Raw genomic sequence first — 24,685 nt, 5'->3', positions numbered from 1 at the left:
TGCGACCACGCGAATCGACCGTTCGTGAAGTGGCCGAGCGGAACGGGGACCGGTCGGTCTTCTTCATCGTCTCATCGTCCTCGATACCGGCCTGCTGTTGCGTGCGGCGAGAGCCGCGACGGGGATTTCTCGCAAAGGACCGGATGACTGACGTCAAAACGGCCCCCACGGTCCCGCCCTCCTCCTCCCGGCCGCCGCGTGGGCGCCGTTCGTCGCCTCCCTCGGACAGGCGCAGCACAAAGGGGCGTGAGGTCTGGAAAGACCTCACGCCCCTTCGTCGGCCGAGCCGCGCAGCGGGTCAGTGCTTGCGGTGTGCCTTCGCCGGCTTGTACGACGCGACGTAGCCGTTCGCCGGGCTGCCGACGCCGGTGACGTCGTCGTAGCCCTTGACCGCGGACAGCGAGCTGTCCTTGCCGAGGCTGCGGACAGAGGTCAGCAGGCCGTTCGTGTTGTCGTAGCCGTTGGCGAAGTCGACGCGGGCGACCGCGAGGTCCTTGCCGGTCGGCTTGTCGGTGACGTCGTGGAAGACGCCCTTCTCGCCGTACTTGGCGTAGATCGACGGGTTGGCGAAGCCGATCGCCTTGCCGCCGGCCGCCTCCTGGGCGAGTGCCTGGACCGCCGCGATGGTCGGCGCGGCCAGCGAGGTGCCGCCGATGCGGTACTCGCTGTACGCCTCGGTGCCGTCCGCCTGGGTCTGCGTCTGGCCGACGAGGAAGCCGGTGTTCGGGTCGGCGATCGCCGAGATGTCCGGGACCACGCGGTTGCCGGTGCTGCTGTTGGCCTTCGCGAGGGAGTCCGGGACGACGCCCTTCTGGTAGTACGGCTCGTTCACCGTCTTGCTGGTGCCGCCGCCCGCGCCCGAGGTGAACGCGCCGGGGAAGTTGGTCCAGCTCTTGCCGTCGGCCGACAGCAAGGCCTTCTCGGTGCCCCAGCCGGTCTCCCACAGGTACTTGTCGCCCTTGCCGACGGCGAGCGAGGTACCGCCGACCGCCGTCACCCAGGCGGAGTTGGCCGGGGTGTCGACCTGCTTCGTCTTGGTGTTGGCGACCTCGTCGCCGTTGTCACCGGAGGAGAAGTAGAAGCCGATGCCCTGCACCGCGCCCAGCTGGAAGACCTGGTCGTAGGCGGCCGCGAGGTCCGGGGTCTGGTTGGCCTCGATGTCGCCCCACGAGTTGGAGACGATGTCGGCGAGATGGTTGTCCACCACCTTGCTGAGCGAGTCCAGCAGATCGTCGTCGTAGCAGGAGGCGGCGCCCACGTAGGTGACGTCGGCGTCCGGCGCGACCGCGTGCACGGCCTCGACGTCCAGAGTCTCCTCGCCGTACCAGCCGGCGGCCTGGCACTCGTCGGTCTTGGTGTAGGTGTCCGGCAGCACCTGGTGCAGCTGGCTGGTCTTCCAGGCCTGGTCGCCGTTCTTCTTGGCGTAGGTGCCGGCGTCGAAGGCGATGGTCGGCGAGGCGTACGCGTCGGTGATCGCGACGCGCACGTGCTTGCCGGTGTACTTGCCGGCGCCGTAGGCCGCGCGCAACTGCTTGCCGGTGTAGCCCTTGATCGCGTACGGGATCTTGGTGCCGTACGCGTCCGGCAGCGTGGTCGCGATGTTCGAGCCGTAGTACGACGAGAACGGCCCGGAGTTCTTGAACACGGAGTCCGGGGGCGGCAGCGTGTCGTCGTGGCTCGCCGTGTGCGGCGCGTTGTCCAGGCCGGTGACGGTCAGGACGGAGCTGCTGACGGCCGCCGGTACCGACGCGGTCTGCGCCGGGGCGCGGTAGGTCTTCGAGCCCTTGGCGAAGTTGTGCAGCTGCGTGCCGAACGCCTTCTCGGCGGCGGACACGTCGCCGGAGACGGCGATGTAGTGCTGCGTGACCTCGGTGACCGTCAGGCCGGACGCGGTCAGCCAGGACTTGACGGCCTTCACCTGGGCCTTGGTGGCGCCATAGCGGGCCTGTACCTGCTTGGCGCTGAGGTACTTGCCGTACAGCGGCGAGCTGGGGTCGGACACCGCCTTCGCGTAGGCCGCGAGGCCCTTGGCGTCCTGGCCGGCCAGGTAGACCCGGGCCTTGACCGTGGCGCTGTTCGAGGTGGCGCCCTTGTCCGCCTTGGCCGTCGCCCAGGTGGGCTTGGTGCCCTTCAGGGTGTCACGGGCCGGGCTGTCCGCGGCGTGCGCCGCGGGTATGCCGAGTGCGAGCGCGCCGGCGATCATCGGCAGTGTCGCTGCCATGCTCACGCTGGCCCGCACCTTGGCACGGTTGGATCTCATACTGCCCCCTGCTATGCGGTTCGACGCATGGAGTGGTCGGTCGTCCGTGGTCACCAGGAGGCCTGCGGCGGAACGGCCCGTGAATGGATCACACGGTGGACGTCACTCTTGCGGTGAACAGTTCATGCCAGGGGAATGAGAAGCCCAAGGAAGTCCCAAGTGGGCGTTGATTAGGGGCTTTTGGTCCACTTTCGGCGGCGCGCAGAACATTACAGATCGGTTGCGATTGTTGTTGAATACTTGCGGTGCCGTTAAGTCGACAAATCCCCCGTCTTGTAAGGCGGCTTGCAAGGATGTTCAGTCGCGCGGCTTCGCGCCCCGCTCCTTCAGCATCTGCTTCATCGTCGTCAGCTCCGACTGCTGCGCGTCCACCATGCCCTGCGCGAGGCTCTTCTCCACCGCGACGGTGCACTTGGCCACGCACCCCTCGGCCATGTGGATGCCGCCCTTGTGATGGTCCGTCATCAGCTGGAGGTAGAAGATCTCCGCCTGCCTGCCGTTCAGGGTCCCCAGCTTCTTCAGCTCGGTGTCGGTCGCCATGCCCGGCATCAGCGAACCGTCCCCGCGCTCGGGCATGTCGCCCATGCCCATCCAGGACATCGGCGGCTTCGCCGACACCTTCGGCAGCTCCCACAGGGTCAGCCAGCCCAGCAGCATGCCGCGCTGGTTGGCCTGCGTCTGTGCGATGTCGTAGGCGAGCCGCCGTACTTCCGTGTTCTTCGTGCGGTCGCGGATGATGTACGACATCTCCACGGCCTGCTGGTGATGGACCGCCATGTCCCGCGCGAACCCGGCGTCCGCACCGTCCGCGCTCGGGACCTCCGGGCCGCCACCACCGCCGTCGCCGTCCTCGGCGACCGCGTAGGTGATCGCGCCGGCCGCGACGAGCACCGCGGCCGTCGTGCCGGCGACCCAGCCGATGTGCTTCCTCACGTCACATCGTCCCGCCGGTGCAGGAGGCCCCCGGCTCCGGGGTCTGCTTGCCCTGCACGTACGTCTCGAAGAACTTGGCGACCTTCGGGTCGTCCGCGCTCGTCACGCTCAGCTGGTGCCCCCACGCCGACAGCTCGATCGGCGAGGTCTGGTCCGCGTACGGGCTCATCAGCGAGTACGGCGTCTGTTTCACCTTCGCCGCCAGCGTGTCCACGTCGGACTTCTTCGCCTTGTCGGTGTACGTCACCCAGACCGCGCCGTGCTCCAGGGCGTGCACGGCGTTCTCGTCCTTCACGGCCTTGGTGTAGACGTTGCCGTTGCAGTTCAGCCACACGGGGTTGTGGTTGCCGCCGACCGGCGGGTGCATCGGGTACTTGACCGTCCCCGCGACGTGGGTGCGGGACAGCTTGCCCGTCCAGGTGCGCACGCCGTCGCTGCCATTGACGAAGTGCCCGGAGTCCCCGGAGTCGCCCTTCGCGTCGCTCGCGCTGTCGCTCTTGCCCGACTGCGAGTTGACGAGCACCACACCGCCGACGACGAGACCGGCCACGACCACCGTGCTGGCGGCGATGGTGAGGATCCGGTTGCGGCGCTCGCGGGCACGCTCCGCCCGCCGCATCTCCTCTATGCGCGCCTTGCGCTCGGCGTTGCTGCTCTTCTTCGCGGAACCCATGGAATGTGTCCTTCTGGGGGAAAGAGACGTGGACGGTGGGGCTCGCTGATCGTAATGGGGGAGATGGGGTCAGCCGTAGGCAGGGCACAGGAAAGTCCTGTAAAGACCCGGGATCCGACAGGAAACCGATAATTTGAATGACGGATGCGTATTACCTACCCTGACCGGTATGCGGCTGCTGCGCTCCACCGACCTGGCTCTACGCCTCCTGATGCGGCTCGCCGTCGCGGGCGACGCCAGCCCCACGACCCGCGAGGTCGCCGCGGACATGGACGTGCCGTACACGCACGCCGCGAAAGTGGTCGCCGAACTGCAGCACCTGGGGCTGGTCGACGCCCGGCGCGGCCGGGGCGGCGGGCTCACGCTGACCGAGAGGGGCCGTACCGCCTCGGTGGGGGCGCTGGTGCGTGCCTTCGAGGGCGACGGCGACGTGGTGGACTGCGAGGGTGCGACACCCTGCCCGCTGAACTCCGGGTGCCGCCTGCGGGGTGCCCTGCGCCGCGCCCAGGAGGCGTTCTTCGCGGCGCTGGACCCCGTGACGGTGACGGACATCGTGGCGGAGCCGACGGGGGCGTTGCTGCTCGGTATCTCCAAGGGGCCGGGGGCGGTCTAGGTCCCCGAGGGGCCGGGGGCGGTCCAGATCCCCGAGGGGCCGGGGGCGGTCCAGATCCCCGAGGGGCCGGGGGTGGTGTAGTGCCACCCGGTCGGCGTGCGATGCCGACAACCAAGCGCGGGCCATGACTTGCCCTCCATAGGTCCCGCTGTGTTCAAACATTCAACAAAGGGATCTCCGCTACCGACAAAGGGCTCTACCCGCATAGATGATCCCGGTGCTGTCATGCCCACGACCGCCCGGAATTCCTGCCGGGCACCCCACCGGGAGATCCCCCATGCCCCGAATATCCCGCTCCCTGGTCACCACCCTCTCCTCCCTCGCCCTCGCCGCCGCCGGGCTCACGGTCGCCACCGGCACCGCGCACGCGCAGAGCTGCAGCCAGGACTACCTCCCCCTCCCCGACCCCAGCTGCCAGCCCGGCGACTTCAACCCGGACGTCACCCAGTCCACCATCGACTCCACCATCTGTGTCTCCGGGTGGACCGCGACCGTCCGGCCCTCCAGCTCCTACACGACCGCGCTGAAGAAGAAGCAGATCGTCGAGTACGGCTACACGGACACCAGCACCTCGGACTACGAGGAGGACCACTTCGTCCCCCTCGAACTCGGCGGCGCCCCCAAGAGTGAGCTCAACCTCTGGCCCGAACCGGAGTACGGCACCAAGACCGCCGCCAACAAGGACACCGTCGAGAACAAGCTCAAGAAGGCCGTCTGCGCCGGTACCGTCACCCTCTCCGACGCCCAGGACGCGATCGTCACGGACTGGACGACCGCGCTGGCGGACCTCGGCCTGAGCTGATCCCGTCCGCCCGACGCGGGGGCCGGTCTCCTCCTCGGGGAGGGACCGGCCCCTCTCGGTGGTGGCAGGGGTGCTCAGGCCGCCGCCAGCCACAGGTCCGGGCCGAACACCTCGTAGTGGATGTCCGCCGGAGCCACGCCCTTCTCGATCAGCTGGCCGCGTACCGCGCGCATGAAGGGGAGCGGTCCGCACAGGTACGCGCGCGTGCCGGGGTGTACCGGGACGTCGGCGAGGTCGACCAGGCCGCTGCGGGTACCCGGCTCCCCGTCCCGCTCGTAGAAGAAGCGCACGGTGGCGTCCGGCAGCTTCGCCGCACAGGTCTCGTGGTCGGCGCGCAGGGCGTGGTCGGCGGGGGAACGGTCGCCGTGTACGACGGTCACCGGGGCCGAGTGGCCGTCGGCCGCGAGTGCGGCCAGCATCGCCACCATCGGGGTCACGCCGATGCCGGCGGAGGCGAGCAGGAGCGGGCGGCCGGCGGTGCCGTCGAGCACGAGGTCGCCGAACGGCTCCGACAGTTCGAGGACGTCGCCCTCGCGCACGCGCGCGTGCAGGTGACGGGAGACCTCGCCGTCACGCTTGACGCTGAACTGGCGGACCGACTCGCCCGGCGCGCCGGAGAGGCTGTACTGGCGTATCTGGCGGGCGCCGTCGGGGAGGGTGACGCCCACGGAGACGTACTGCCCGGCGCGGAACCCGCGCACCGCCGTCCCGTCGTCCACGGGGCGCACCCGGAAGGTCACGACGTCCGCGGTCTCCGTCACCCGCTCGACGACCTCCCACGGCCGCAGCCCCCGGAGGCCGCCGCTCTCCTCGCACAGCCGCTTCTCGATCGCGACGAGCGCGTTCGCCATCAGCCAGTAGACCTCGTCCCAGGCGGCCGCGACCTCGGGGGTGACGGCCTCGCCGAGCACCTCGGCGATGGCGGCGAAGAGGTGCTCGTGGACGACGTCGTACTGCTCGCGCGTGACGCCCAGGGAGGCGTGCTTGTGGGCGATGCGGCTCAGCAGGGCGTCGGGTCGCCGGTCCGGGTGGTCCAGCAGATGCGTGGCGAACGCGGCGATGGAGCCGGCGAGGGCCTGCCGCTGGGTGCCGGCGGCCTGGTTGCCGCGGTTGAAGAGGTTCCTCAGCAACTCGGGGTGGGCGGCGAAGGGGCGGGCGTAGAAGCGCTCGGTGATCTCGCCGATGGCCTCGCCGACGGCGGGCAGGGTGGCGCGGACGGTGGCGGCGGACGGCTCGGACAGCATCGGGGCTCCTTGTGGCTCGGCCGAACGGCTCGGTGCTCCGCACGCTATTAAAACTTGCATCTGAGATTCAAATTTAAAGTCCGTGGCGTCCGTCACCTGCCTGACGGCCGGGAAACCGAATCGGCCATTACGGATGTCGGTGCGAGCAGGCAAGATGGGCGGCAAGGCAGGACACCTGCCGTACGAGAGCCGTTCAGGCCGAGGTCGCTCGGGCGATCAAGGTGCGCAACGCGCATGAAATGCTGTTGTGGTGTGATGCTCAGGTGCCCGACCGCCTCCTGAGGGACCGGGAGCAGGCGGCCTGACCAGCAAGGATGGGGAAGCGGAAGATGGACAAGCAGCAGGAGTTCGTGCTCCGGACCTTGGAGGAGCGCGACATCCGGTTCGTACGCCTGTGGTTCACGGACGTGCTGGGCTTCCTCAAGTCGGTCGCCGTGGCCCCGGCCGAGCTCGAGCAGGCCTTCGACGAGGGCATCGGCTTCGACGGCTCCGCCATCGAGGGCTTCGCCCGCGTCTACGAGTCCGACATGATCGCCAAGCCGGACCCGTCCACCTTCCAGGTCCTCCCGTGGCGCGCGGAGACCCCCGGCACGGCCCGCATGTTCTGCGACATCCTCATGCCGGACGGCTCCCCGTCCTTCGCGGACCCCCGGTACGTCCTGAAGCGGGCCCTGGCCCGCACCTCCGACCTGGGCTTCACCTTCTACACCCACCCGGAGATCGAGTTCTTCCTCCTGAAGGACCGCCCGCTGGACGGCTCCCGCCCCACCCCGGCCGACAACTCCGGCTACTTCGACCACACGCCCACCAACGTCGGCATGGACTTCCGCCGCCAGGCGATCACCATGCTGGAGTCGATGGGCATCTCGGTCGAGTTCTCCCACCACGAGGGCGCCCCCGGCCAGCAGGAGATCGACCTGCGCTACGCCGACGCGCTCTCCACGGCCGACAACATCATGACGTTCCGCCTCGTCATGAAGCAGGTGGCGCTGGAGCAGGGGGTGCAGGCGACCTTCATGCCGAAGCCGTTCTCCGAGCACCCCGGCTCCGGCATGCACACCCACCTCTCCCTCTTCGAGGGCGACCGCAACGCGTTCTACGAGTCGGGCGCGGAGTTCCAGCTCTCCAAGGTGGGCCGTTCCTTCATCGCGGGCCTGCTGAAGCACGCCGCCGAGATCGCCGCGGTCACCAACCAGTGGGTGAACTCCTACAAGCGCATCTGGGGCGGCTCCGAGCGCACGGCCGGCGCGGGCGGCGAGGCCCCGTCCTACATCTGCTGGGGCCACAACAACCGCAGCGCCCTCGTCCGCGTCCCGATGTACAAGCCCGGCAAGACCGGCTCCGCGCGCGTCGAGGTCCGCTCCATCGACTCCGGCGCCAACCCGTACCTGGCCTACGCCGTCCTGCTGGCCGCCGGCCTCAAGGGCATCGAGGAGGGCTACGAGCTCCCGCCGGGCGCCGAGGACGACGTCTGGGCCCTCTCCAACGCCGAGCGCCGCGCCATGGGCATCGAACCGCTCCCGCAGAACCTCGGCGAGGCCCTCACCCTGATGGAGAACAGCGACCTGGTCGCCGACACCCTCGGCGAACACGTCTTCGACTTCTTCCTGCGCAACAAGCGCCAGGAGTGGGAGGAGTACCGCAGCGAGGTGACCGCGTTCGAGCTGCGGAAGAACCTGCCGGTGCTGTAGGCGCACAACGGCCGCGGGCCGGGGCTTTCCCGCTCGTCAGGACGCCGTCCGGTCGCGCTGGAGGACGATCATGGCCAGGTCGTCGTTCAGCCGGCCGCCCGCGTACGCCCGGACGTCCGCGGCGAGCCGTTCGACGAGCGGGCCGGGCGCCTTGTCCGCCCAGGCCGTGGCGCGCTCGGCGAGCGGGTAGAAGTCGCCGTCCGCGTTCCGGGCCTCGCTGACGCCGTCCGTGTACAGGAGCAGTCTGTCGCCGTGCTCGAACGGGAAGGTCGCCGGTGCGTAGCAGCCGGCTGCGCTGTCCGTGCCGTGCGCGTCGGCGGGCCACACGCCGAGGCCGAGCGGGGGCGACGGTTCGGGGACCGTCAGTGCCAGCGCCGTCCTGGCGGGGCCCCGCAGCAGAAGGGGCGGAGGGTGACCGCAGCTGATCAGACGCACCACGGGCTCGTCGTCTGGGATGTCCATGACGGCGGCGGTCACGAAGCGCTCGGCGGCGTCCTCGTTCGGCTCCGAGAACTCGGAGAGTGAGTCCCCACCGGACGGCGTCCTCGATGTAGGCGACCAGTTCCGGCAGCGGGATCCGGCGGTGTGCGGCGGCGCGGAAGGCGCCCAGCACGATCGCTGTGTCGCTGATCGAGGGGAGCCCCTTGCCCCGGACGTCCCCGATGAGCAGCCGCGTGGCGCCGGGGATCCGGGCGGCGGCGTACAGGTCGCCGCCGATCGTCGCGTCCGCTTCGGCGCTGCGGTAGTGCGAGGCGAGAGTGACGGGTCCGGCCTGCTTCGGCAACGGCCGCAGTACGACCCGCTGCGCCGCGTCGGACACCCGGCGCGCCCGGAGGAGTTCCCGTTCGCGGCTGTCCCGCAGCCGGGTGAAGAGGACGAGGAAGACGCAGACGGCGAGGAGGGCGGCGAGTTCGACGAGGACGCTCTCCGTGGCCAGGGTCTGCCGCTCCAGGCCGGCGAAGACCAGTGCGAGGACCGCCAGCGACCCGATCAGCGCGGTGGCGCGCGGCCCGTTGCGGACCGCGGTGACCGCCACGGCGACGACCAGGAGGTGGGCGAGGTGGATGTCCGGCGGCAGGAACCGGTCGGCCACCGGGATCGCGATGATCAGCAGGAGGGGTCCGGCCAGCCACCGAGGCCCCGGCGCGCAACGGCGCCATGCTCGCAGGGTGTCGACCACGGATGCCGTGATCGTGGCAGCGCTCACGTCGTGCTCCGGTGCTCGTCTGCTGCTCGTCCTGCACCCACCAACCCATGGTGACATGCCGCCCATTCCCGGCATTCCCTGCCGGGGTCAGCCCACGTACGCCGGCGACACCGCCGAGACGCTGATCCGCCGCGCCTTCCCGGTGCCGTCCGCCGGGACCTGGTAGAGGTCAGCCCCGTAGTCGCCCGGCAGCGCGTACACGACCGTGTGGGCGTCCTTCCACACCGCCTGGTCGTCCACGCTGCGGGTCTCGGCGAGCGGGGTCTCGCGCATCGTCCGGAGGTCGAGGACGTAGAGGCGCCAGGGCGCGTCCTTCGGGAGGCCCTTCACCCGCTTCTTGTACGCGATGCGGGTGCCGTCGGGGGAGAGGGACGGGCATTCCACGTTCGGGTGGAGGGTGGTGACCGTGCGGGTGCGCAGGTCGCCCCGGACCAGGTAGGTCGAGCCCTTCGTCGCCAGGGTCGCGTAGAAGGTGTTGTCGTCGGACGCGAACGTCACGCCCCAGAAGTTGACGTCCGAGGACCGGTAGGGACGGCCGTCCCTGACGATGTGGAACTCCTCCAGGGAGGGGATCAGGGCGCCGGTGCGGGTGTCGGCGATCGCCGTGCGGGTCGAGAAGTTCGTGCCCGCGTAGGAGTCGCCGCCCACGAACGCGGTCCAGGCCGCGTAGTGGCCGGTGGGGGAGACGCGGGCGCGGGACGGGATGCCCGGGACGTCGTAGTGGGCACGTTCCTTCAGGTGGGCGTCCAGGATCAGGGCCCGGTACGTGTCCGAGACCGGGCCGTGGACCGCCTGGAGGCAGACGCCGGTGCCCGCGGCGGCGTAGAAGCGCAGACATTTCACGCCGGAGGCGGTACGGGGGCCGGCGGGGGCGGCGGCGGGGACCGTGGTCAGCTCGTCGCGGTGCGGGCCCCACGCCATGTTGCGGAAGACCATGCGGCCGGGGGCCGTCAGCGTCACCGTCCCCGGGGTGACCTTCGGGCCGCCGGCCTGGGTGTGGTCGCGCCGCTCCGCCCGGGCGGAGGCGTGCAGGACGGCGGCCAGGGCCACGGCGGCCAGGACCGCGAGCGCCGAGAGGAGGATCAGGAGGCGGGAGCGGAGGGTCATGCGGCGGCCTTCCGGAGGGAGCGGAGGGTCATGCGGCGGCCTTCCGGAGGGGGCGGAGGGTGAGGGCGTATGCCGCGCACACCGCCAGGGCCACCGCCGACACGCTCAGCGCCGTACGGTCGCCCCACAGCGTCCACGCCGCCCCGAACCCCAGTGAGCAGGCGAAACGCGCCCCCGCCTGACCCGTCTGGACGAGGGCCAGGCCCGACGAGCGCAGCGCCTCGGGGACGCTGTCGGACGCGGCCGCCATCAGGACGCCGTCGGTCGCCGCGTAGAACGCGCCGTGCAGGGCCAGCACCGCGTAGGGGAGGGCGGTGCCGTGCCAGGACGTCAGCAGCAGCGCGTACGCGAGCAGCAGGGCCGCGTGGCCGGTCAGGAAGACGTGCCAGCGGCCCCAGCGGTCGGCCAGGCGGCCCAGGGGGACGGCCAGGAGGAGGAACGCGGCAGCCGTGCCGAGGGGGAGAAGGGCGAACCAGCGGTCCGGGACGCCGAGCCGGCGTTGCAGCAGCAGGTAGACGAAGGAGTCGCTCACCGTCGCGAGGCCGAGGAGGAGGGCGCAGACGGTGATGCGGCGCAGGTCGCGGTGGGACAGGAGGCCGAGTGCCGCGCGCAGGGTGGGGCGCTCGCCGGGAGCGGTCGCTTCGGCACGGCCGCCCGGTACGAACAGGACCAGGATCAGCACGCCCAGCACCGCCACGCAGAAGCTCACCGTGAACACCGCGTCGTAGCCGTCCACGGTCGCCCGGAGGATGAGGAACGCGGCCAGGGGGCCGAGCAGGGCGCCCGCCGTGTCCATGGCGCGGTGCACGCCGAAGGCGCGGCCCCGCGTCTCCGGGGTGGAGGAGAGCGAGATCAGGGCGTCGCGGGGGGCCGTGCGCAGGCCCTTGCCCGTGCGGTCCGCCGCCAGGATCAGGCCGATGGGCGTCAGTGAATGCGCCACCAGCAGCAGGGGTTTGCACAGGGCCGAGAGGGCGTAGCCCGCGCCCGCCACCCACTTGTGGCGGCCGCCGCCGCGGTCGGCCAGGTGGCCGCCTACCAGGCGTACGACGGCCGAGAAGCCGTTGTAGACGCCGTCGAGGAGGCCGAAGCCCAGCGGGGACAGGCCGAGGCCCGCCACCAGGTACAGCGGGAGGACCGCCGTGACCATCTCGGAGGACACGTCCGTGACCAGGCTGACCGTGCCGAGGGCGAGGACGGTGGGCGCGATCGTGGTGCGGTACCGCCCGGCCGTTTCGGGCCGGGCGGTACCTTCCACGGACGCCGTCGTCGGAGTGCTCGCGCGGCTGTCCGCTACGTACACGTCAGGACGCCCAGATCCCGGTGATGTCGGACGAGGACGCCGCGTTGCCGGCGTGTGCGCTCAGGCCCTGGCTGTCCTCCAGGGTGCGCAGCAGGTCGTAGTGGTCGTACGTGGTGGACGAGGTCGAGCCCGCCGTGACCGGCTGGCCGTACAGGACCGTCGGGATGCGGTTGCCGGCCAGGCGGTTGTCCTCGTCCATGGTGACGACGAGGAGGCTGTTGTGGGTCTTGGCCCAGGTGGCGTACGCGCCCAGGTTGTTCTTCAGCCAGGTGTCACCGGTGGACACCGAGCAGTCGTGCATGTCGCTGCACAGGTTGGGGGTCACGAAGGACAGCTGGGGGAGGGTCGAGTAGTCGGTCGGGAACTGGGCGAACGTCTTTGCGGTCGAGGTCGGCACGTTGCTGAAGCCGAACCACGGGTTGTGCTTGCGCGCGTAGTTGCCGCTGCTGCACGTGGTCGAGCCCTGGCTGGGCAGGCTCTCGTTGTAGCTGGCCCAGGTGCGGCCGGCCGCGAGCTGCTCGGAGGCCAGGTTGGCCGCCGAGGAGAAGCCCGGGGTGTAGCAGCTGTCGTCGGTGATGCCCTGGGTGGAGCCGGAGAACAGGGCGAAGTAGTTGGGCTGGCTCGGGTGGGTCTCGGCGTACATCTGGGTCAGGTTGGCGCCGCCGGTGGCCAGCGAGTTGATGTACGGGGCGCTGGACGAGCCGATGACCTGGCTGTAGGCGTGGTTCTCGAAGACCACGACGATCACGTGGTCCGGGGTCGGTACGGCACTCGCGGCGTGCGCGGACGTGCCGCCGAGCCCGGTCCACAGGCCGACCGCGGCCGCGGTGAAGGCGGTGGCGGAGGCCACCGCCGTACGGGCACGGCGCAGCTTCCCGGAACGTGCGGAACTGCCGGACACATCAACCTCCGGTACTGGGGAAGGGAGGGGCGGGGGTGGCGGTGCGGACTGAGCATGCACACGCCAATAATCCCCTGTCCCACCGGACCCGGCCAGGGGGATGAAGAGCGGGTGAACTACTGGCCCTGGTGGACTGCTCCACTTCGTCTGGACCAGCGGCTCGCCCTTGCCGAAGCCGAGGGCCCTGCGCGGCCGCACCGCGAGGACCAGGACCCGTCCCGGCCCGTGCCGGAAGTACCCGCCGGGGCCGGTGCCGAAGTGCAGGGCGCCGTCGTGCCACACCGCGAGCAGGGGAGTGACGTGCGGGCGGCCGTCCGGGCGTACCGTCGAGATCCAGGACAGCCCGGACTCCGTCAGGACCTTCTCCGTCTCCGACCAGTGGTGGGCCGAGGTGCCCTCGCTGCCGTACCGGGCCGTCCAGTACGCCCTGGGGTTCACGCATGGCGCCTCCCGTGGTCGTCCGCCCGTACGGACCACGATCCCGCGTGAAACTCGTCGGCGCCGGTGCCGGGCTCTGCGGTTAGGCTCGTCTGGCCAGCATGATCGTGATCCCAAGGGGAGGCCGCACATGACGCCGGGGCGCAGGAGCAGTACCTTCACGCGACTGCTGCGGCACGGCTTCACCGATGCCTCGGCCGCCGAGCGGCTGCTGGACAGCGTCGAGCTGGCCGCCGTACGCGACGACCCGGTGCTCCTCGAAGCCCTGGGCGCCACCGCCGACCCCGACCTCGCCCTGCACGGTCTGGTACGGCTCCTGGAGGCACAGCCAGGACCCACCGCCCGCCAGGAGCTGCTCGACACCCTGATAGCCGCCAAGCCGCTGCGGGACCGTCTGCTGGGCGTCCTCGGCGCCTCCGCCGCCCTCGCCGACCATCTCGCCCGGCACCCGCGCGACTGGGAGGCCCTGGTCACCTACGAGCCTCGCGACCTGCACCCGGGCCTCGCGGAGTTCGAACGCGGGCTCGCCGAGGCCGTCGACCCGGTCTCCCTGCGCGTCGCCTACCGGCGCTGCCTGCTGTCCATCGCCGCCCGGGACGTGTGCGGCACCACGGACGTCGCCCAGACCGCCGCCGAGCTCGCCGACCTGGCCACCGCCACCCTGCGCGCCGCCCTCGGCCTCGCCGAGGCCGCCGCGCCCGGGGACGCCGCCGCCTGCCGGCTCGCGGTGATCGCCATGGGCAAGTGCGGCGGTCACGAGCTGAACTACGTCTCCGACGTCGACGTCATCTTCGTCGGCGAGGCCGCGGACGGCGCCGACGAGGCCAAGGCGCTGCGGTCCGCCACCAAGCTCGCCTCGCACATGATGCGGATCTGCTCCGAGACCACCGTGGAGGGGTCGATCTGGCCCGTCGACGCCAACCTCCGCCCCGAGGGCCGCAACGGCCCCCTCGTGCGCACCCTCAGCAGCCACCTCGCCTACTACCAGCGCTGGGCCAAGACCTGGGAGTTCCAGGCCCTGCTCAAGGCCCGCCCGGTCGCCGGCGACCTCGACCTCGGGCAGGAGTACGTCGCCGCGCTCGAACCCCTGGTCTGGAAGGCCGCCGAGCGCGAGAACTTCGTCGCCGACGTGCAGAAGATGCGCCGCCGCGTGGTGGAGAACATCCCCGTCGCCGAGCTCGACCGCGAGCTGAAACTCGGCCCCGGTGGTCTGCGCGACGTCGAGTTCGCCGTCCAGCTCCTCCAGTTGGTGCACGGCCGCGCCGACGCCTCGCTGCGCTCCGGCACCACCCTCGACGCCCTCCAGGCCCTCGCCGCCGGCGGCTACGTGGGCCGCGCCGACGCCGTCCAGCTCGACGACGCCTACCGCTTCCTGCGCTCCATGGAGCACCGCATCCAGCTCTACCGGCTGCGCCGCACCCACCTGGTCCCCGAGGACGAGGCCGACCTGCGCCGCCTCGGCCGCTCGCTCGGCCTGCGCACCGACCCGGTGACCGAGCTGATCCGTGAGTGGAGGCAGCACACCGGCGTCGTACGGCGCCTGCACGAGAAGCTCTTCTACCGCCCGCTGCTCGACGCCGTCGCCCAACTCGCCCCGGGCGAGGCCAGGTTGAGTGCGGAAGCCGCCCGGGAACGTCTTGAGGCGCTCGGCTACGCCGACCCCGCCGCCGCCCTGCGCCACCTGGAGGCCCTCGCCTCCGGCGTCACCCGCAAGGCCGCCATCCAGCGCACCCTGCTGCCCGTCCTGCTGGGCTGGTTCGCCGACTCCGCCGACCCGGACGCGGGCCTGCTGAACTTCCGCAAGGTCTCCGACGCCCTCGGCAAGACACCCTGGTACCTGCGGTTGCTCAGGGACGAGGGCGCCGCCGCCGAGAACCTCGCGCGCGTGCTGTCCGCCGGCCGCCTCGCCCCCGACCTGCTGATGCGCGCCCCGGAGGCGGTGGCCCTGCTGGGCGACGGCGACGGGGGAGGCCTGGAGCCGCGCGGCCGCGCCCAGCTGGAGCAGGAGATCCTCGCCGCCGTCGGCCGCGCCGACAACGCCGAGGACGGGGTGCGGGCGGCGCGCGGCGTGCGCCGCCGCGAGCTGTTCCGTACGGCCGCCGCCGACATCGTGGACTCCTACGGCACCGAGACCAAGCCCGTCGAGGCCGACCAGGGCGCCCTGGTCGACCGGGTGGGCGGCGCGGTCTCCGACCTGACGGCGGCGACGCTGGCGGGGACCCTGCGCGCGGTGGTACGGGACGGCTGGGGGGACACCCTGCCGACCCGGTTCGCCATGATCGGCATGGGCCGGTTCGGGGGCCACGAGCTGGGCTACGGCTCCGACGCCGACGTCGTCTTCGTGCACGAGCCGCGGGACGGCGTGGCCGAGCGGGAGGCCGCCGACGCGGCCAACAAGGTCGTCGCCGAGATGCGCAGGCTGCTCCAGATCCCCAGCGCCGACCCGCCGTTGCTCATCGACGCGGACCTGCGCCCCGAGGGCAAGTCCGGGCCGCTGGTGCGGACGCTCAAGTCCTACGAGGCGTACTACCGCCGCTGGTCGCTGGTGTGGGAGTCGCACGCCCTGCTGCGCGCCGAACCGGTCGCCGGGGACGAGGAGCTGGGGCGCAGGTTCATCGAGCTGGTCGACCCGCTGCGGTATCCGGCGGAGGGGCTCGGTGAGGACGCGGTGCGCGAGATCCGGCGGCTGAAGGCCCGGATGGAGTCCGAGCGGCTGCCGCGCGGCGCCGACCCGAAGCTGCACACCAAGCTGGGGCCGGGCGGACTGTCCGACGTGGAGTGGACCGTGCAGCTGCTGCAGCTGCGGCACGGCTGGGCCGAGCCCGGGCTGCGCACCACCCGGACCCGTCAGGCGCTGGCCGCGGCGCAGGCGGCCGGGCTGCTGGGGACCGAGGAGGCCGCGATACTCGACGAGGCCTGGGTGCTGGCGACACGGGTGCGCAACGCCGTGATGCTGGTGCGGGGGCGGGCCGGCGACACGTTCCCCACCGAGAGCCGGGAGCTGGCCGCCGTGGGGCGGTACCTGGGGTACGGGGACGGGCACGCCGGGGACATGCTCGACGCGTACCGGCGTACCACGCGCAGGGCCCGGGCCGTCGTGGAGGAGCTCTTCTACGGGGCCTGACGGGGCTTGGCGGCCGTTCCGCAGGGGGCGGGAAGCCGGACGGTGACGAGGAGGCCCCCGGCGGGGCGGGGCACGAGGTCGAGGGTGCCGTCGTGCGCCCGGACGACGCTGTGCACGATGGCCAGCCCGAGGCCGACGCCGGCGTGCTCGTCGGTGCGCACGCGTTCCGCTCCGCGCTGGAAGGGTTCGGTGAGGGTCGGCACCAGTTCCGGCGGGAGCGGACGGCCCGTGTTCTCGACCCGCAGCACGCTCGCGCCGTGCTGCCGTTCGGTGTGGACCGTCACGGTGCCGCCGGCGGGGAGGTTGTGGACGAGGGCGTTCTGGACCAGGTTCGTCACCATCCGCAGGATGAGCGCCGCGGAGCCGACGGCATGGGCTGTCCCGCCGGTGACGTCGAGCGCGATCCCGCGCTTCTCGGCGAGGGGCAGCAGCGTCTCGGCGGCCTCCTCGGCGACGAGGGAGAGGTCGACGGGCTCGCGGGCGAAGCTCCGGCCGTCGGCGCGGCTGAGCAGCAGGAGGGCCTCGGTGAGGTCGATCGCCCGCGTGTTGACGGTGCGCAGGCGTTCGATGAGTTCGTCCTGGTCCCGCGTGGGGTCGTTGCGGGCGGCGTCGAGGAGCGTCCGGGAGACGGCCAGCGGCGTGCGCAGTTCGTGGGAGGCGTTGGCGGCGAACCTCTGCTGTTCGGCGACGTGGGATTCGAGTCGTTCGAGCATGGTGTCGAAGGCGTCGGCGAGTTCGCGGAACTCGTCCCTGGGGCCCGTCATGCGGATCCGGTGGGAGAGCGAGCCGTTCGAGGCCATCCGCGCCGCGGACGCGATCCGGGTGAGCGGCGCGAGCATCCGGCCGGCGAGGATCCATCCGCCCAGCAGGCCGAAGACGAGGAGGAAGGCCAGTGCCGTGGCGGCGGCCGGGGCGAAGCCGCGCAGCAGGTCGGAGCGTCTGGGCCCGATGATGATCACGGCGCCGAACGTCTTCTGGATGGACCTCGCGTCGTCGTTCGGCAGCCAGCGCAGCACGAACACCCACATCACGGCCAGCAGGAGGACGCCGGCGACGAGGAGGAAGCCGGCGTAGCTGATCGTGAGCTTCAGTCGGGCGCTGAGGTCGGGGCGTCTGTTCACGGTGTCCCCAGCGTAGGCAGCACGACAGGTCGCCGACGTGTGCGAGGGCGCGTGCGGACCGGCACGTGAGTCAGCCCGCCGGTGTCAGCGCGGGGGGCTGCCGGTCCGACGGCGCCGGTGCCGTGGTGCGCCACCAGCGGCGCGACGCCAGCCCGGCCAGCAGGGCGCCGACGGTGTTGACCAGTACGTCGTCCACGGAGGACACCCGGTCGAGGCGCAGGACGTACTGTGCGGTCTCGACCAGGACCGAGCAGCCCGCCCCGAGCGCCAGGATCCGCGGCACGGACGCCAGCGCCGCGAACCGCATGGGCGCGAAGAACCCCAGCGACGCGAAGACCAGCAGGTTGCCGACGATCCCGAGCGTCCCCATCGTGACCAGGTCCCGCAGCGGCACGAGGCTCACCCGGGCGGGGGCGGTACCGGCCGCCGCGCCCGGCATCATGGTCAGCCACACGAACGGCACCGTCCCGTGCACCATGCCCACCTCGGCCAGCGACGTCCGCCACGCCGACGTGTCACCGGCGCCCCGCCGACGGTGCGCCAGCGCCCACGCCACCAGCGCGGCCGGCGGCAGCGTGACCAGCGTCATGAGCACCACACCGTTGAACGTGTCGAAGCAGCCGTGCCAGTGCCCGGCCATGCACCTCGGAGCGGACATCATGAGCGGCCGCCGTACGACGAACGCGGCGCTCGCCAGGCAGAGGACAGCCAGGCCGGGGAGCACCATCCGGCGCGCGCGGCGCGGAGGCGCTGACAGGGTTGTGTCGTGGTTCACGCCCTCCATGGGACCCGGAGGGCCGTTGCGGCGGCGTATGCGTTTTTCGATACGCCCGCGATACACGGAATCTGCTACGGGAAGGGTCAGCGCGGGAGCAGGCTCCGGGCGTGGTTCATGAGGCCCGTCAGGCCCACCTCGAACGCGCGGTCCGCCCTGCCGTCACCCACCGCCGCCAGGGCCTCGGCCAGGCGCGGGGTCGGGGCCCGGTCCGTCAGCTCCCACATCGTCTCCGGGGCCGCCAGGTCCAGCGCCGAGCCGAGCACCAGGTTCTCCAGGGCGATCAGCAGGGGCATCACGTCCGCCGGGGCGAAGCCCGCCGTCAGCAGCACCGTGACCGCGCGCTCGTACTGCGCCAGGACCCGGGGCGCCCGCACCGGCGAGGTCATCAGGAGCGGGATCGCCCTCGGGTGGGTGGCGAACGCGGCCCGGTAGGAGCGGGCCCAGGACTCCACGGCGGTGTCCCAGGGGGACAGGTCCAGGGTCGCGGGGTCGATCGCGGCCGCGACCCGTTCGCGCAGCAGCTCGACGATGCCGTCCCGGCCGTCCACGTGGTGATACAGCGAACCGGCCTGGGTGCCGAGCCGCTTCGCGATCTGCGGGACGCTGAAGTCGCCCTGCTCGTCCACGAGTTGCAGCGCGGTCGTGGTGATCCGCTCCCGGTCCAGGAGCGGGGTGCGCGGCCGTCCCATGCGTGTGTTCTCCCCCCGGAGGTGTGAAACGGGTCTTCCCGGATGTCCAGGAGGAGGCTACATTGCCAAAACCGAAAGGCTTTAGATTTACGGGTCCGGGGCAGCTCCTGCCCTGGTAGCGCCGGTCATCCCGCACGCCCGGAACCCTCCCCGTCCGTCGCGCTCGAAGGGCTCCCTCCCCATGTCCGTCACCGCTCGCGAGGAGAGCACGCCACCCGCCGTGGCCACGCTCCGCTCCGGCTCGCTCGGCACCGCCGACATCGCCTTCTTCGTCATCTCAGCCGCCGCCCCGCTCACCGTCATGGCCGGCGTCGCCCCGCTCGCCGTCCTGCTCGGCGGCATCGGCGCCCCCGCCGGCTACCTCATCGCCGGCATCACCCTCGCCGTCTTCGCCGTCGGCTTCACCACCATGAGCCGGCACGTCCGGAGCGGCGGCGCCTTCTACGCGTACATCACCCGCGGCCTCGGCCGCCCCGTCGGCATCGGCGCGGCCCTCCTCGCCCTCGTCGGCTACAACGGCATGGAGATCGGCGTCTACGGCCTGCTCGGCAGCGCCGGCCGGGACACCGCCAAGGCCCTCTTCGGCGTCGACGTCCCCTGGCTGCCGATCGCCCTCGCCGGCCTCGTCCTCATCGGCTACGGCGGCTACCGCTCCATCGAGTTCGGCGCCAAGCTGCTCGGCGTGCTGCTGGTCGCCGAGACCGGCATCCTCGTGCTGCTCGCCGGCGGTGTGCTGGTGAAGGGGGGCGCGCACGGCCTGTCCGGCGCCTCCTTCGCCCCGCACCACGTGTTCGTCTCCGGCACGGCCGTCGTCCTGGCCTTCGCCTTCGCCGCCTTCACCGGCTTCGAGTCGACCGTCATCTACCGCCGCGAGGCCCGCGACCCCGACCGCACGGTCCCGCGCGCCACCTACGTGGCCGTCGCGTTCCTCGGCCTCTTCTACGCCTTCATGGTGTGGATCATCATCCAGGCCTTCGGGAACCAGGACGTCATCGCGGCCGCCGCCAAGGACCCCGGCGGGCTCTTCTTCACCGCCATCACCACCTACGTGGGCGGCTGGGCGGCCGACCTGATGCACGTCTTCATCGTGACCAGCATCATCGCCTCGCTCCTCGCCTTCCACAACGCGATCAACCGCTACGCCCTCGCCCTCGCCGAAGAAGGCGTCCTGCCCAGGTCGCTCGGCACGATCCACCCGCGGCACCGCTCCCCGTACCTGGCCGGTGTCGCACAGACCGTCCTCGGCCTGGCGGTCGTGCTCGCCTTCTGGGCAGCGGGCGCCGACCCGTACGACCAGCTGCTGCTGTGGGTCAACACCCCCGGAATGATCGGCCTGTTCGCGCTCCAGCTGCTCGCCGCGATCGCGGTGCCCTGCTACTTCCGGCGGGTACGGCACGAGGAGGGCACCCTGCGCACCGTGGTCGCCCCGACCGTCGCCGCCGTCCTGCTCGCCACCGCGATAGGGCTCGTCATCAGCCACATCGACCTGTTCACCGGGGCGTCGAGCACGGTGAACACCCTCCTGATCGTCATCGCCCCGGCTGTCTTCGCCGCGGGCCTCGGCCTCGCGTGGTGGCTGCGCCGCGAACGGCCCGCGGTGTACGCGGACTTCGCGTCCGAGCCGACCGAATAGCCACACCGAACAAAGGAGTTTCACCGCACCATGACCGCCACCGCCGCCCCCGACCTGATCCTGACCGGCGCCGAGGTCCGCACCCTCGACCCCGCCCGGCCGTACGCCACCGCCGTCGCCGTGCGCGACGGGGTGATCGCCGCCGTCGGCGACGAGCGGGACGTACGCGACTGGCGGGGGCCCGGCACCGAGGTCGTGGCGCTGGACGGCGCGTACCTGGTGCCCGGCCTGGTGGACGCGCACAGCCACCCGGTGTGGGGCCTGGACATGGCGACCGGGACCGACCTGTCGGGCGTCCGCGACCTGGCGGGCCTGCGGGCGGCGCTGGCCGGGGCCGAACGGACCGAGGGCTGGGCGATCGGCTTCGGCCTCGACCACAACGCGTTCGAGGGCCGGCCGGTCGACCGCGCGCTCGTCGAGGACGTACTCGGCGGCGCGCCCGCCTTCCTCCGGCTCTACGACGGTCACTCCGCCCTCGCGTCTGGCGCGGCGCTGGCCGCGGCGGGGGTCACGGGCGCGCGGGCCTTCTCCCAGCGGTCGCAGGTCGTCTGCGACCCGTCCGGCCGCCCCACCGGGCACCTCGTGGAGCACGCGGCGATGCAGCTGGTCGAGCGGGCGATGCCCCGCCCCTCGTACGCGGCCCGCCGGGCCCGCCTCGTCGAGCTGCTCGCCGCGATGGCGGCCACCGGGCTGACCGGGGCGCACGTCATGGACGCGGGGGACGCGGAGCTGGTCGGGGCGGTGGCCGAGGAGACCGTGCTGCCGGTGCGGCTGCGCTTCGCGCCCTGGTGCATGCCGGGCGTGACCGAGGCGGGCCTCCGGGAGCTGGTCGCCGCGCAGGGACGGGGCGGACGGCACTGGGTGGTCGACGGGGTCAAGTTCTTCATGGACGGGACCGTGGAGGGCGGCACCGCCTGGCTGGAGCACGCGGACTGCCACGGGCAGGGCACGGAGGCGTTCTGGCCGGACCCCGAGGCGTACGCGGCCGCCGTGCGGCAGCTGCACGCGGCCGGGGTGCGCACGGCCACGCACGCGATCGGGGACGCGGCGGTACGGCACGTCCTGGACGTGGTGGCGGGGCTGGGGCCCGGCGCCGCGGGCCGGCACCGCGTCGAGCACATCGAGACGGCGCCGGACGCGCTGCTCCCGCGGTTCGCGGAGCTGGGGGTGGCCGCGTCGATGCAGCCGCCGCACACGGCGTACACGCGGGCCGACGGCACGGACGAGTGGTCGCGCCGCCTGGGCGCCGGCCGCGCCGGACACGCCTGGCGCCTGCGCGACCTCCGCGACGCGGGCGCGACGGTCGCCCTCGGCTCGGACTGGCCGATCGCCCACTACGACGTCCGCGCCGTCCTGGCAACGGCCCGCACACCGCGCGGCGCCGCGTCGACGGGCCCGGGCCTGACCGCCCTGGAGGCCCTGGAGGGCTGCACGAGCCACGCGGCCCGAGCAGCGGGCGAGGCGGCCGTCGCAGGCCGCATCGCGGTGGGTTACCGCGCCGACCTGACGGTGCTGGGCCTGGACCCCGTGGCCGCCCCGGCGGACGAACTGACCGAGGCGCCGGTACGACTGACGGTGACCGGGGGGCACGTGGTGCACCGGGGAGAGTGAGCCGTCGGCGGGCATCGCCGGTCACCACCGTGGTGGCCGAGCGCCGTTGCGGCGGGTGGAGGGGGGGCGGCGGGGTTTCTGAGGCGGGGGTGGTGAGACTTGGCTGGGCTGAGCGGGGTCCGGCACCGCCGGTCACCGACGTGGTGGCTGAGCGCCGTTGCGGCGGGTGGAGGGGGCTCGCAGTCGCTCTGCGCCGACAGTAGTGCTGGGCCGGAGGTGGTCCTGCGTCGAGGCCGCTTGTGAGGTGTCGGTTCTTCTTGAGCCGACGGCTCTCTTTTCTCCGCCGCAGCGGCGCTCAGCAACCGCCGTGGAGGTCGGCGGTGCCGAACCGGCCATGCGCCCCGGACCCAAGTCGGCCCCGCCTCAGCCGCCCGTGGGGCTCCGCAGCAAGGTCACCCCCGTCGGCTGTCGGGGCAGGGCGTAGGGGAGGGCGCCGTACCACAGCCCTACCACCGTGAAGCCGAAGGCCAGGCACAGCGCGCCGCCCACCGCGTCGAGCCAGAAGTGGTTGGCGGTGGCGACGATGACGAGGAGGGTGGCCGTGGGGTAGAGGAGGCCCAGGAGCCGGGCCCAGGGGACCGAGGCCAGGGCGAAGATCGTCAGGCCGCACCACAGGGACCAGCCGATGTGCATGGACGGCATCGCCGCGTACTGGTTGGACATGTGTTTGAGGTCGCCGGAGGCCATCGAGCCCCAGGTGTGGTGGACCGCCACCGTGTCGACGAAGTCGCCGCCGTTCATCAGGCGGGGTGGGGCGAGCGGGAACAGGTAGTAGCCGAGGAGAGCCACGCCCGTCGTCGCGAAGAGGGCGAGGCGGGCCGCCGCGTAGCGGCCGGGGTGGTTGCGGTAGAGCCACACCAGAACGCCCAGCGTCACCACGAAGTGCAGCGTCGCGTAGTAGTAGTTCATGCCGACGATCAGCCAAGTCGCCGAGTTCACGGCGTGGTTGACCGACTCCTCGACAGCGATCCCCAGGTGGTGCTCGGCCTTCCAGATCCAGTCGGCGTTGCGCAGCGCCTGCGTCCTCTGCTCCGGGACCGCGTTGCGGATCAGCGAGTAGGTCCAGTAACTCACCGCGATCAGCAGGATCTCGAACCAGAGCCGGGGCCGCCGCGGCGTCCGCAGCCGGCCCAGGAACCCCTGCTCTCCCTCGCCCGTGACGGTCCGCGGAAGGGTCTGTTGTGCGCGACCTTCCGGCTCTGTCACGGTCGAGTCACTCATAGGCACAGAGTCTGCCAGAAAAGGCGTCTCCGACAGATCATCCCAAGGTTGGGTTCACGGCGCATGTTCTACGCCACGGCGACTACTACCCAGGTACCGGACAGCCCGCACCCGGGTACTCAGGCGTCGTCAGGGGCGGTTGGTGCGGTTGGTGCGGTCGCCCGGCGCCGACGCCGTAGAACCGCGTACCACCAATTCCGGCATGAAAACGAACTCGCTGTGCGGAGCGGGGGTACCGCCGATCTCCTCCAGCAGGGTGCGCACCGCGGCCTGGCCCATCGCCGGGACCGGCTTGCGGATGGTGGTGAGCGGCGGGTCGGTGAACGCGATCAGCGGGGAGTCGTCGAAGCCGACCACGGAGATGTCCCGGGGGACGTCGAGGCCGCGCTGGCGTGCGGCCCGTATCGCGCCGAGGGCCATCATGTCGCTGGCGCACACGATCGCCGTGCAGTTGCGGTCGATGAGCGCCGTGGTCGCCGCCTGACCGCCCTCCAGGGTGTAGAGGGAGTGCTGGACGAGCTCGGACTCGATCGTGTCCGCCGGCAGGCCCAACTGGTCCTGCATGGCCCGCACGAACCCCTCGATCTTGCGCTGCACCGGGACGAACCGCTTCGGGCCGAGGGCGAGCCCGATCCGGGTGTGGCCGAGGGAGGCGAGGTGGGTGACGGCCAGCGTCATCGCCGCCCGGTCGTCGGGGGAGATGAACGGCGCCTGCACCTTCGGCGAGAAACCGTCCACGAGGACGTACGGCACGCCCTGCGCCCGCAGCCGCTCGTAGCGCTGCATGTCGGCGGTGGTGTCCGCGTGCAGTCCTGAGACGTAGATGATCCCGGCGACCCCGCGGTCCACCAGCATCTCGGTCAGCTCGTCCTCCGTGGACCCGCCCGGGGTCTGGGTGGCGAGCACGGGGGTGTAGCCCTGCCGGGTCAGCGCCTGCCCGATGACCTGCGCCAGGGCCGGGAATATCGGGTTCTCCAGCTCAGGCGTGATCAGGCCCACCAGGCCCTCGCTGCGCTGCCGCAGCCGTACCGGACGCTCGTAGCCTAGGACGTCCAGGGCGGCGAGCACGGACTGGCGGGTGGTGGCGGCGACGCCCGGTTTCCCGTTCAGGACCCGGCTCACCGTCGCCTCGCTCACCCCCGCCTGCGCTGCGATGTCGGCAAGCCGTGTGGTCACGGCACTGGACTGTACCGGCCGTATGTCCCCTTGCACACCGATCGGGCGCCTGATGCGGCTTGGGGGGCGGCCCGTTCTGGGCTGCTGCGTCATCGCACTCCCTACTGAAACATGACGGCAAGAGCTTGCAGAGTCTTGCACAAGCCGCCGCCATAGCGCTCTA

The 24,685-nt window shown here is 71.8% G+C and carries 19 protein-coding genes and 2 pseudogenes; 6 read left to right on the top strand and 15 right to left on the bottom strand.

What is annotated here, in order from left to right:
- Positions 1-298: 298 nt before the first annotated feature.
- The 3 genes from ACFY0P_RS11835 to ACFY0P_RS11825 all read right to left on the bottom strand — a co-directional run bounded on the left by ACFY0P_RS11835 (position 299) and on the right by ACFY0P_RS11825 (position 3,866).
- Positions 299-2,221 (bottom strand): protease pro-enzyme activation domain-containing protein, encoded by a 1,923-nt coding sequence (locus ACFY0P_RS11835; protein WP_388911428.1) that lies wholly within the window; start codon positions 2,219-2,221, stop codon positions 299-301.
- Positions 2,222-2,557: 336 nt separating this feature from the next.
- Positions 2,558-3,193 (bottom strand): DUF305 domain-containing protein, encoded by a 636-nt coding sequence (locus ACFY0P_RS11830; RefSeq protein WP_388910208.1) that lies wholly within the window; start codon positions 3,191-3,193, stop codon positions 2,558-2,560.
- 1 nt (position 3,194) lies between these two features.
- The gene (locus ACFY0P_RS11825) at positions 3,195-3,866 is read right to left on the bottom strand and encodes a DUF3105 domain-containing protein (protein WP_388910205.1); all 672 of its coding nucleotides are present in this window, start codon (positions 3,864-3,866) and stop codon (positions 3,195-3,197) included.
- A gap of 169 nt (positions 3,867-4,035) precedes the next feature.
- Here ACFY0P_RS11825 and ACFY0P_RS11820 point away from each other — a divergent pair, with 169 nt between their 5' ends.
- Together ACFY0P_RS11820 and ACFY0P_RS11815 are read left to right on the top strand one after the other, a co-directional pair.
- A complete protein-coding gene (locus ACFY0P_RS11820; RefSeq protein WP_388910202.1) occupies positions 4,036-4,479 on the top strand; it encodes an Rrf2 family transcriptional regulator in 444 nt (147 codons plus the stop codon).
- Between the two features lie 277 nt (positions 4,480-4,756).
- Positions 4,757-5,281 carry a hypothetical protein gene (locus ACFY0P_RS11815; protein WP_388910199.1) on the top strand — a complete coding sequence of 175 codons (525 nt, stop codon included), beginning with the start codon at positions 4,757-4,759 and terminating at the stop codon, positions 5,279-5,281.
- A 74-nt stretch (positions 5,282-5,355) separates the two neighbouring features.
- Here the strand turns inward: ACFY0P_RS11815 and ACFY0P_RS11810 are convergent, their stop codons facing one another.
- A complete protein-coding gene (locus tag ACFY0P_RS11810) occupies positions 5,356-6,525 on the bottom strand; it encodes a globin domain-containing protein (RefSeq protein ID WP_388910196.1) in 1,170 nt (389 codons plus the stop codon).
- A gap of 329 nt (positions 6,526-6,854) precedes the next feature.
- On the opposite strand from ACFY0P_RS11810, the gene glnA reads away from it, so the two are divergent.
- A complete protein-coding gene (gene glnA / locus ACFY0P_RS11805; RefSeq protein WP_089101251.1) occupies positions 6,855-8,216 on the top strand; it encodes a type I glutamate--ammonia ligase in 1,362 nt (453 codons plus the stop codon).
- 36 nt (positions 8,217-8,252) lie between these two features.
- On the opposite strand, the gene ACFY0P_RS11800 is transcribed toward glnA, so the two are convergent.
- The 6 genes and pseudogenes from ACFY0P_RS11800 to ACFY0P_RS11775 all read right to left on the bottom strand — a co-directional run.
- The gene (locus ACFY0P_RS11800) at positions 8,253-8,678 is read right to left on the bottom strand and encodes a PP2C family protein-serine/threonine phosphatase (protein ID WP_388910193.1); all 426 of its coding nucleotides are present in this window, start codon (positions 8,676-8,678) and stop codon (positions 8,253-8,255) included.
- A gap of 133 nt (positions 8,679-8,811) precedes the next feature.
- Positions 8,812-9,480: pseudogene (locus tag ACFY0P_RS11795) on the bottom strand (serine/threonine-protein phosphatase); the annotation flags it as partial.
- Positions 9,481-9,510: 30 nt separating this feature from the next.
- On the bottom strand, positions 9,511-10,530 hold the full coding sequence (locus ACFY0P_RS11790) for a TolB family protein (RefSeq protein WP_388910190.1): 1,020 nt from the start codon (positions 10,528-10,530) through the stop codon (positions 9,511-9,513).
- A gap of 28 nt (positions 10,531-10,558) precedes the next feature.
- Positions 10,559-11,830: an MFS transporter gene (locus tag ACFY0P_RS11785; RefSeq protein ID WP_388910187.1), complete on the bottom strand. Its 1,272-nt coding sequence runs from the start codon at positions 11,828-11,830 to the stop codon at positions 10,559-10,561.
- Between the two features lies 1 nt (position 11,831).
- The gene (locus ACFY0P_RS11780) at positions 11,832-12,731 is read right to left on the bottom strand and encodes an alkaline phosphatase family protein (protein WP_388911425.1); all 900 of its coding nucleotides are present in this window, start codon (positions 12,729-12,731) and stop codon (positions 11,832-11,834) included.
- 261 nt (positions 12,732-12,992) lie between these two features.
- Positions 12,993-13,301: pseudogene (locus tag ACFY0P_RS11775) on the bottom strand (pyridoxamine 5'-phosphate oxidase family protein); the annotation flags it as partial.
- On the opposite strand from ACFY0P_RS11775, the gene ACFY0P_RS11770 reads away from it, so the two are divergent.
- Positions 13,300-16,293 carry a bifunctional [glutamine synthetase] adenylyltransferase/[glutamine synthetase]-adenylyl-L-tyrosine phosphorylase gene (locus ACFY0P_RS11770; RefSeq protein WP_388910184.1) on the top strand — a complete coding sequence of 998 codons (2,994 nt, stop codon included), beginning with the start codon at positions 13,300-13,302 and terminating at the stop codon, positions 16,291-16,293. The pseudogene ACFY0P_RS11775 and the gene ACFY0P_RS11770 overlap by 2 nt on opposite strands.
- Here the strand turns inward: ACFY0P_RS11770 and ACFY0P_RS11765 are convergent.
- The 3 genes from ACFY0P_RS11765 to ACFY0P_RS11755 all read right to left on the bottom strand — a co-directional run bounded on the left by ACFY0P_RS11765 (position 16,281) and on the right by ACFY0P_RS11755 (position 18,881).
- Positions 16,281-17,414 (bottom strand): sensor histidine kinase, encoded by a 1,134-nt coding sequence (locus tag ACFY0P_RS11765; protein WP_388910181.1) that lies wholly within the window; start codon positions 17,412-17,414, stop codon positions 16,281-16,283. The two genes, ACFY0P_RS11770 and ACFY0P_RS11765, sit on opposite strands and share 13 nt — an antisense overlap.
- A gap of 70 nt (positions 17,415-17,484) precedes the next feature.
- Positions 17,485-18,198: a VanZ family protein gene (locus tag ACFY0P_RS11760; protein WP_388910178.1), complete on the bottom strand. Its 714-nt coding sequence runs from the start codon at positions 18,196-18,198 to the stop codon at positions 17,485-17,487.
- A 77-nt stretch (positions 18,199-18,275) separates the two neighbouring features.
- The gene (locus ACFY0P_RS11755) at positions 18,276-18,881 is read right to left on the bottom strand and encodes a TetR/AcrR family transcriptional regulator (protein ID WP_388910176.1); all 606 of its coding nucleotides are present in this window, start codon (positions 18,879-18,881) and stop codon (positions 18,276-18,278) included.
- A gap of 181 nt (positions 18,882-19,062) precedes the next feature.
- Here ACFY0P_RS11755 and ACFY0P_RS11750 point away from each other — a divergent pair, with 181 nt between their 5' ends.
- Positions 19,063-20,514, top strand: coding sequence for an APC family permease (locus ACFY0P_RS11750; RefSeq protein ID WP_388910173.1), 1,452 nt, complete (start codon positions 19,063-19,065; stop codon positions 20,512-20,514).
- 30 nt (positions 20,515-20,544) lie between these two features.
- Complete coding sequence (locus ACFY0P_RS11745) at positions 20,545-22,125, top strand: amidohydrolase (protein ID WP_388910170.1); 1,581 nt, start codon at positions 20,545-20,547, stop codon at positions 22,123-22,125.
- A gap of 363 nt (positions 22,126-22,488) precedes the next feature.
- Here the strand turns inward: ACFY0P_RS11745 and ACFY0P_RS11740 are convergent, their stop codons facing one another.
- On the bottom strand, positions 22,489-23,346 hold the full coding sequence (locus ACFY0P_RS11740) for a phosphatase PAP2 family protein (protein WP_388910167.1): 858 nt from the start codon (positions 23,344-23,346) through the stop codon (positions 22,489-22,491).
- A 129-nt stretch (positions 23,347-23,475) separates the two neighbouring features.
- On the bottom strand, positions 23,476-24,522 hold the full coding sequence (locus ACFY0P_RS11735) for a LacI family DNA-binding transcriptional regulator (RefSeq protein ID WP_388910164.1): 1,047 nt from the start codon (positions 24,520-24,522) through the stop codon (positions 23,476-23,478).
- Between the last annotated feature and the right edge of the window lie 163 nt (positions 24,523-24,685).

The sequence above is a fragment of the Streptomyces sp. NPDC001714 genome (assembly GCF_042892755.1).
Lineage (GTDB): Bacteria > Actinomycetota > Actinomycetes > Streptomycetales > Streptomycetaceae > Streptomyces.
Note: the sequence above shows the minus strand (reverse complement) of the source record. Positions and strands in the feature narration are given on the sequence as shown.

Bases quoted from the DNA above. Each gene is read 5' to 3' on its own strand.
- ACFY0P_RS11835 (WP_388911428.1), bottom strand. From the start codon at position 2,221: ATGGCAGCGACACTGCCGATGATCGCCGGCGCGCTCGCACTCGGCATA.
- ACFY0P_RS11825 (WP_388910205.1), bottom strand. From the start codon at position 3,866: ATGGGTTCCGCGAAGAAGAGCAGCAACGCCGAGCGCAAGGCGCGCATA.
- ACFY0P_RS11820 (WP_388910202.1), top strand. From the start codon at position 4,036: ATGCGGCTGCTGCGCTCCACCGACCTGGCTCTACGCCTCCTGATGCGG.
- ACFY0P_RS11815 (WP_388910199.1), top strand. From the start codon at position 4,757: ATGCCCCGAATATCCCGCTCCCTGGTCACCACCCTCTCCTCCCTCGCC.
- ACFY0P_RS11810 (WP_388910196.1), bottom strand. From the start codon at position 6,525: ATGCTGTCCGAGCCGTCCGCCGCCACCGTCCGCGCCACCCTGCCCGCC.
- glnA (WP_089101251.1), top strand. From the start codon at position 6,855: ATGGACAAGCAGCAGGAGTTCGTGCTCCGGACCTTGGAGGAGCGCGAC.
- ACFY0P_RS11800 (WP_388910193.1), bottom strand. From the start codon at position 8,678: ATGGACATCCCAGACGACGAGCCCGTGGTGCGTCTGATCAGCTGCGGT.
- ACFY0P_RS11790 (WP_388910190.1), bottom strand. From the start codon at position 10,530: ATGACCCTCCGCTCCCGCCTCCTGATCCTCCTCTCGGCGCTCGCGGTC.
- ACFY0P_RS11770 (WP_388910184.1), top strand. From the start codon at position 13,300: ATGACGCCGGGGCGCAGGAGCAGTACCTTCACGCGACTGCTGCGGCAC.
- ACFY0P_RS11760 (WP_388910178.1), bottom strand. From the start codon at position 18,198: ATGGAGGGCGTGAACCACGACACAACCCTGTCAGCGCCTCCGCGCCGC.
- ACFY0P_RS11755 (WP_388910176.1), bottom strand. From the start codon at position 18,881: ATGGGACGGCCGCGCACCCCGCTCCTGGACCGGGAGCGGATCACCACG.
- ACFY0P_RS11750 (WP_388910173.1), top strand. From the start codon at position 19,063: ATGTCCGTCACCGCTCGCGAGGAGAGCACGCCACCCGCCGTGGCCACG.
- ACFY0P_RS11745 (WP_388910170.1), top strand. From the start codon at position 20,545: ATGACCGCCACCGCCGCCCCCGACCTGATCCTGACCGGCGCCGAGGTC.
- ACFY0P_RS11740 (WP_388910167.1), bottom strand. From the start codon at position 23,346: ATGAGTGACTCGACCGTGACAGAGCCGGAAGGTCGCGCACAACAGACC.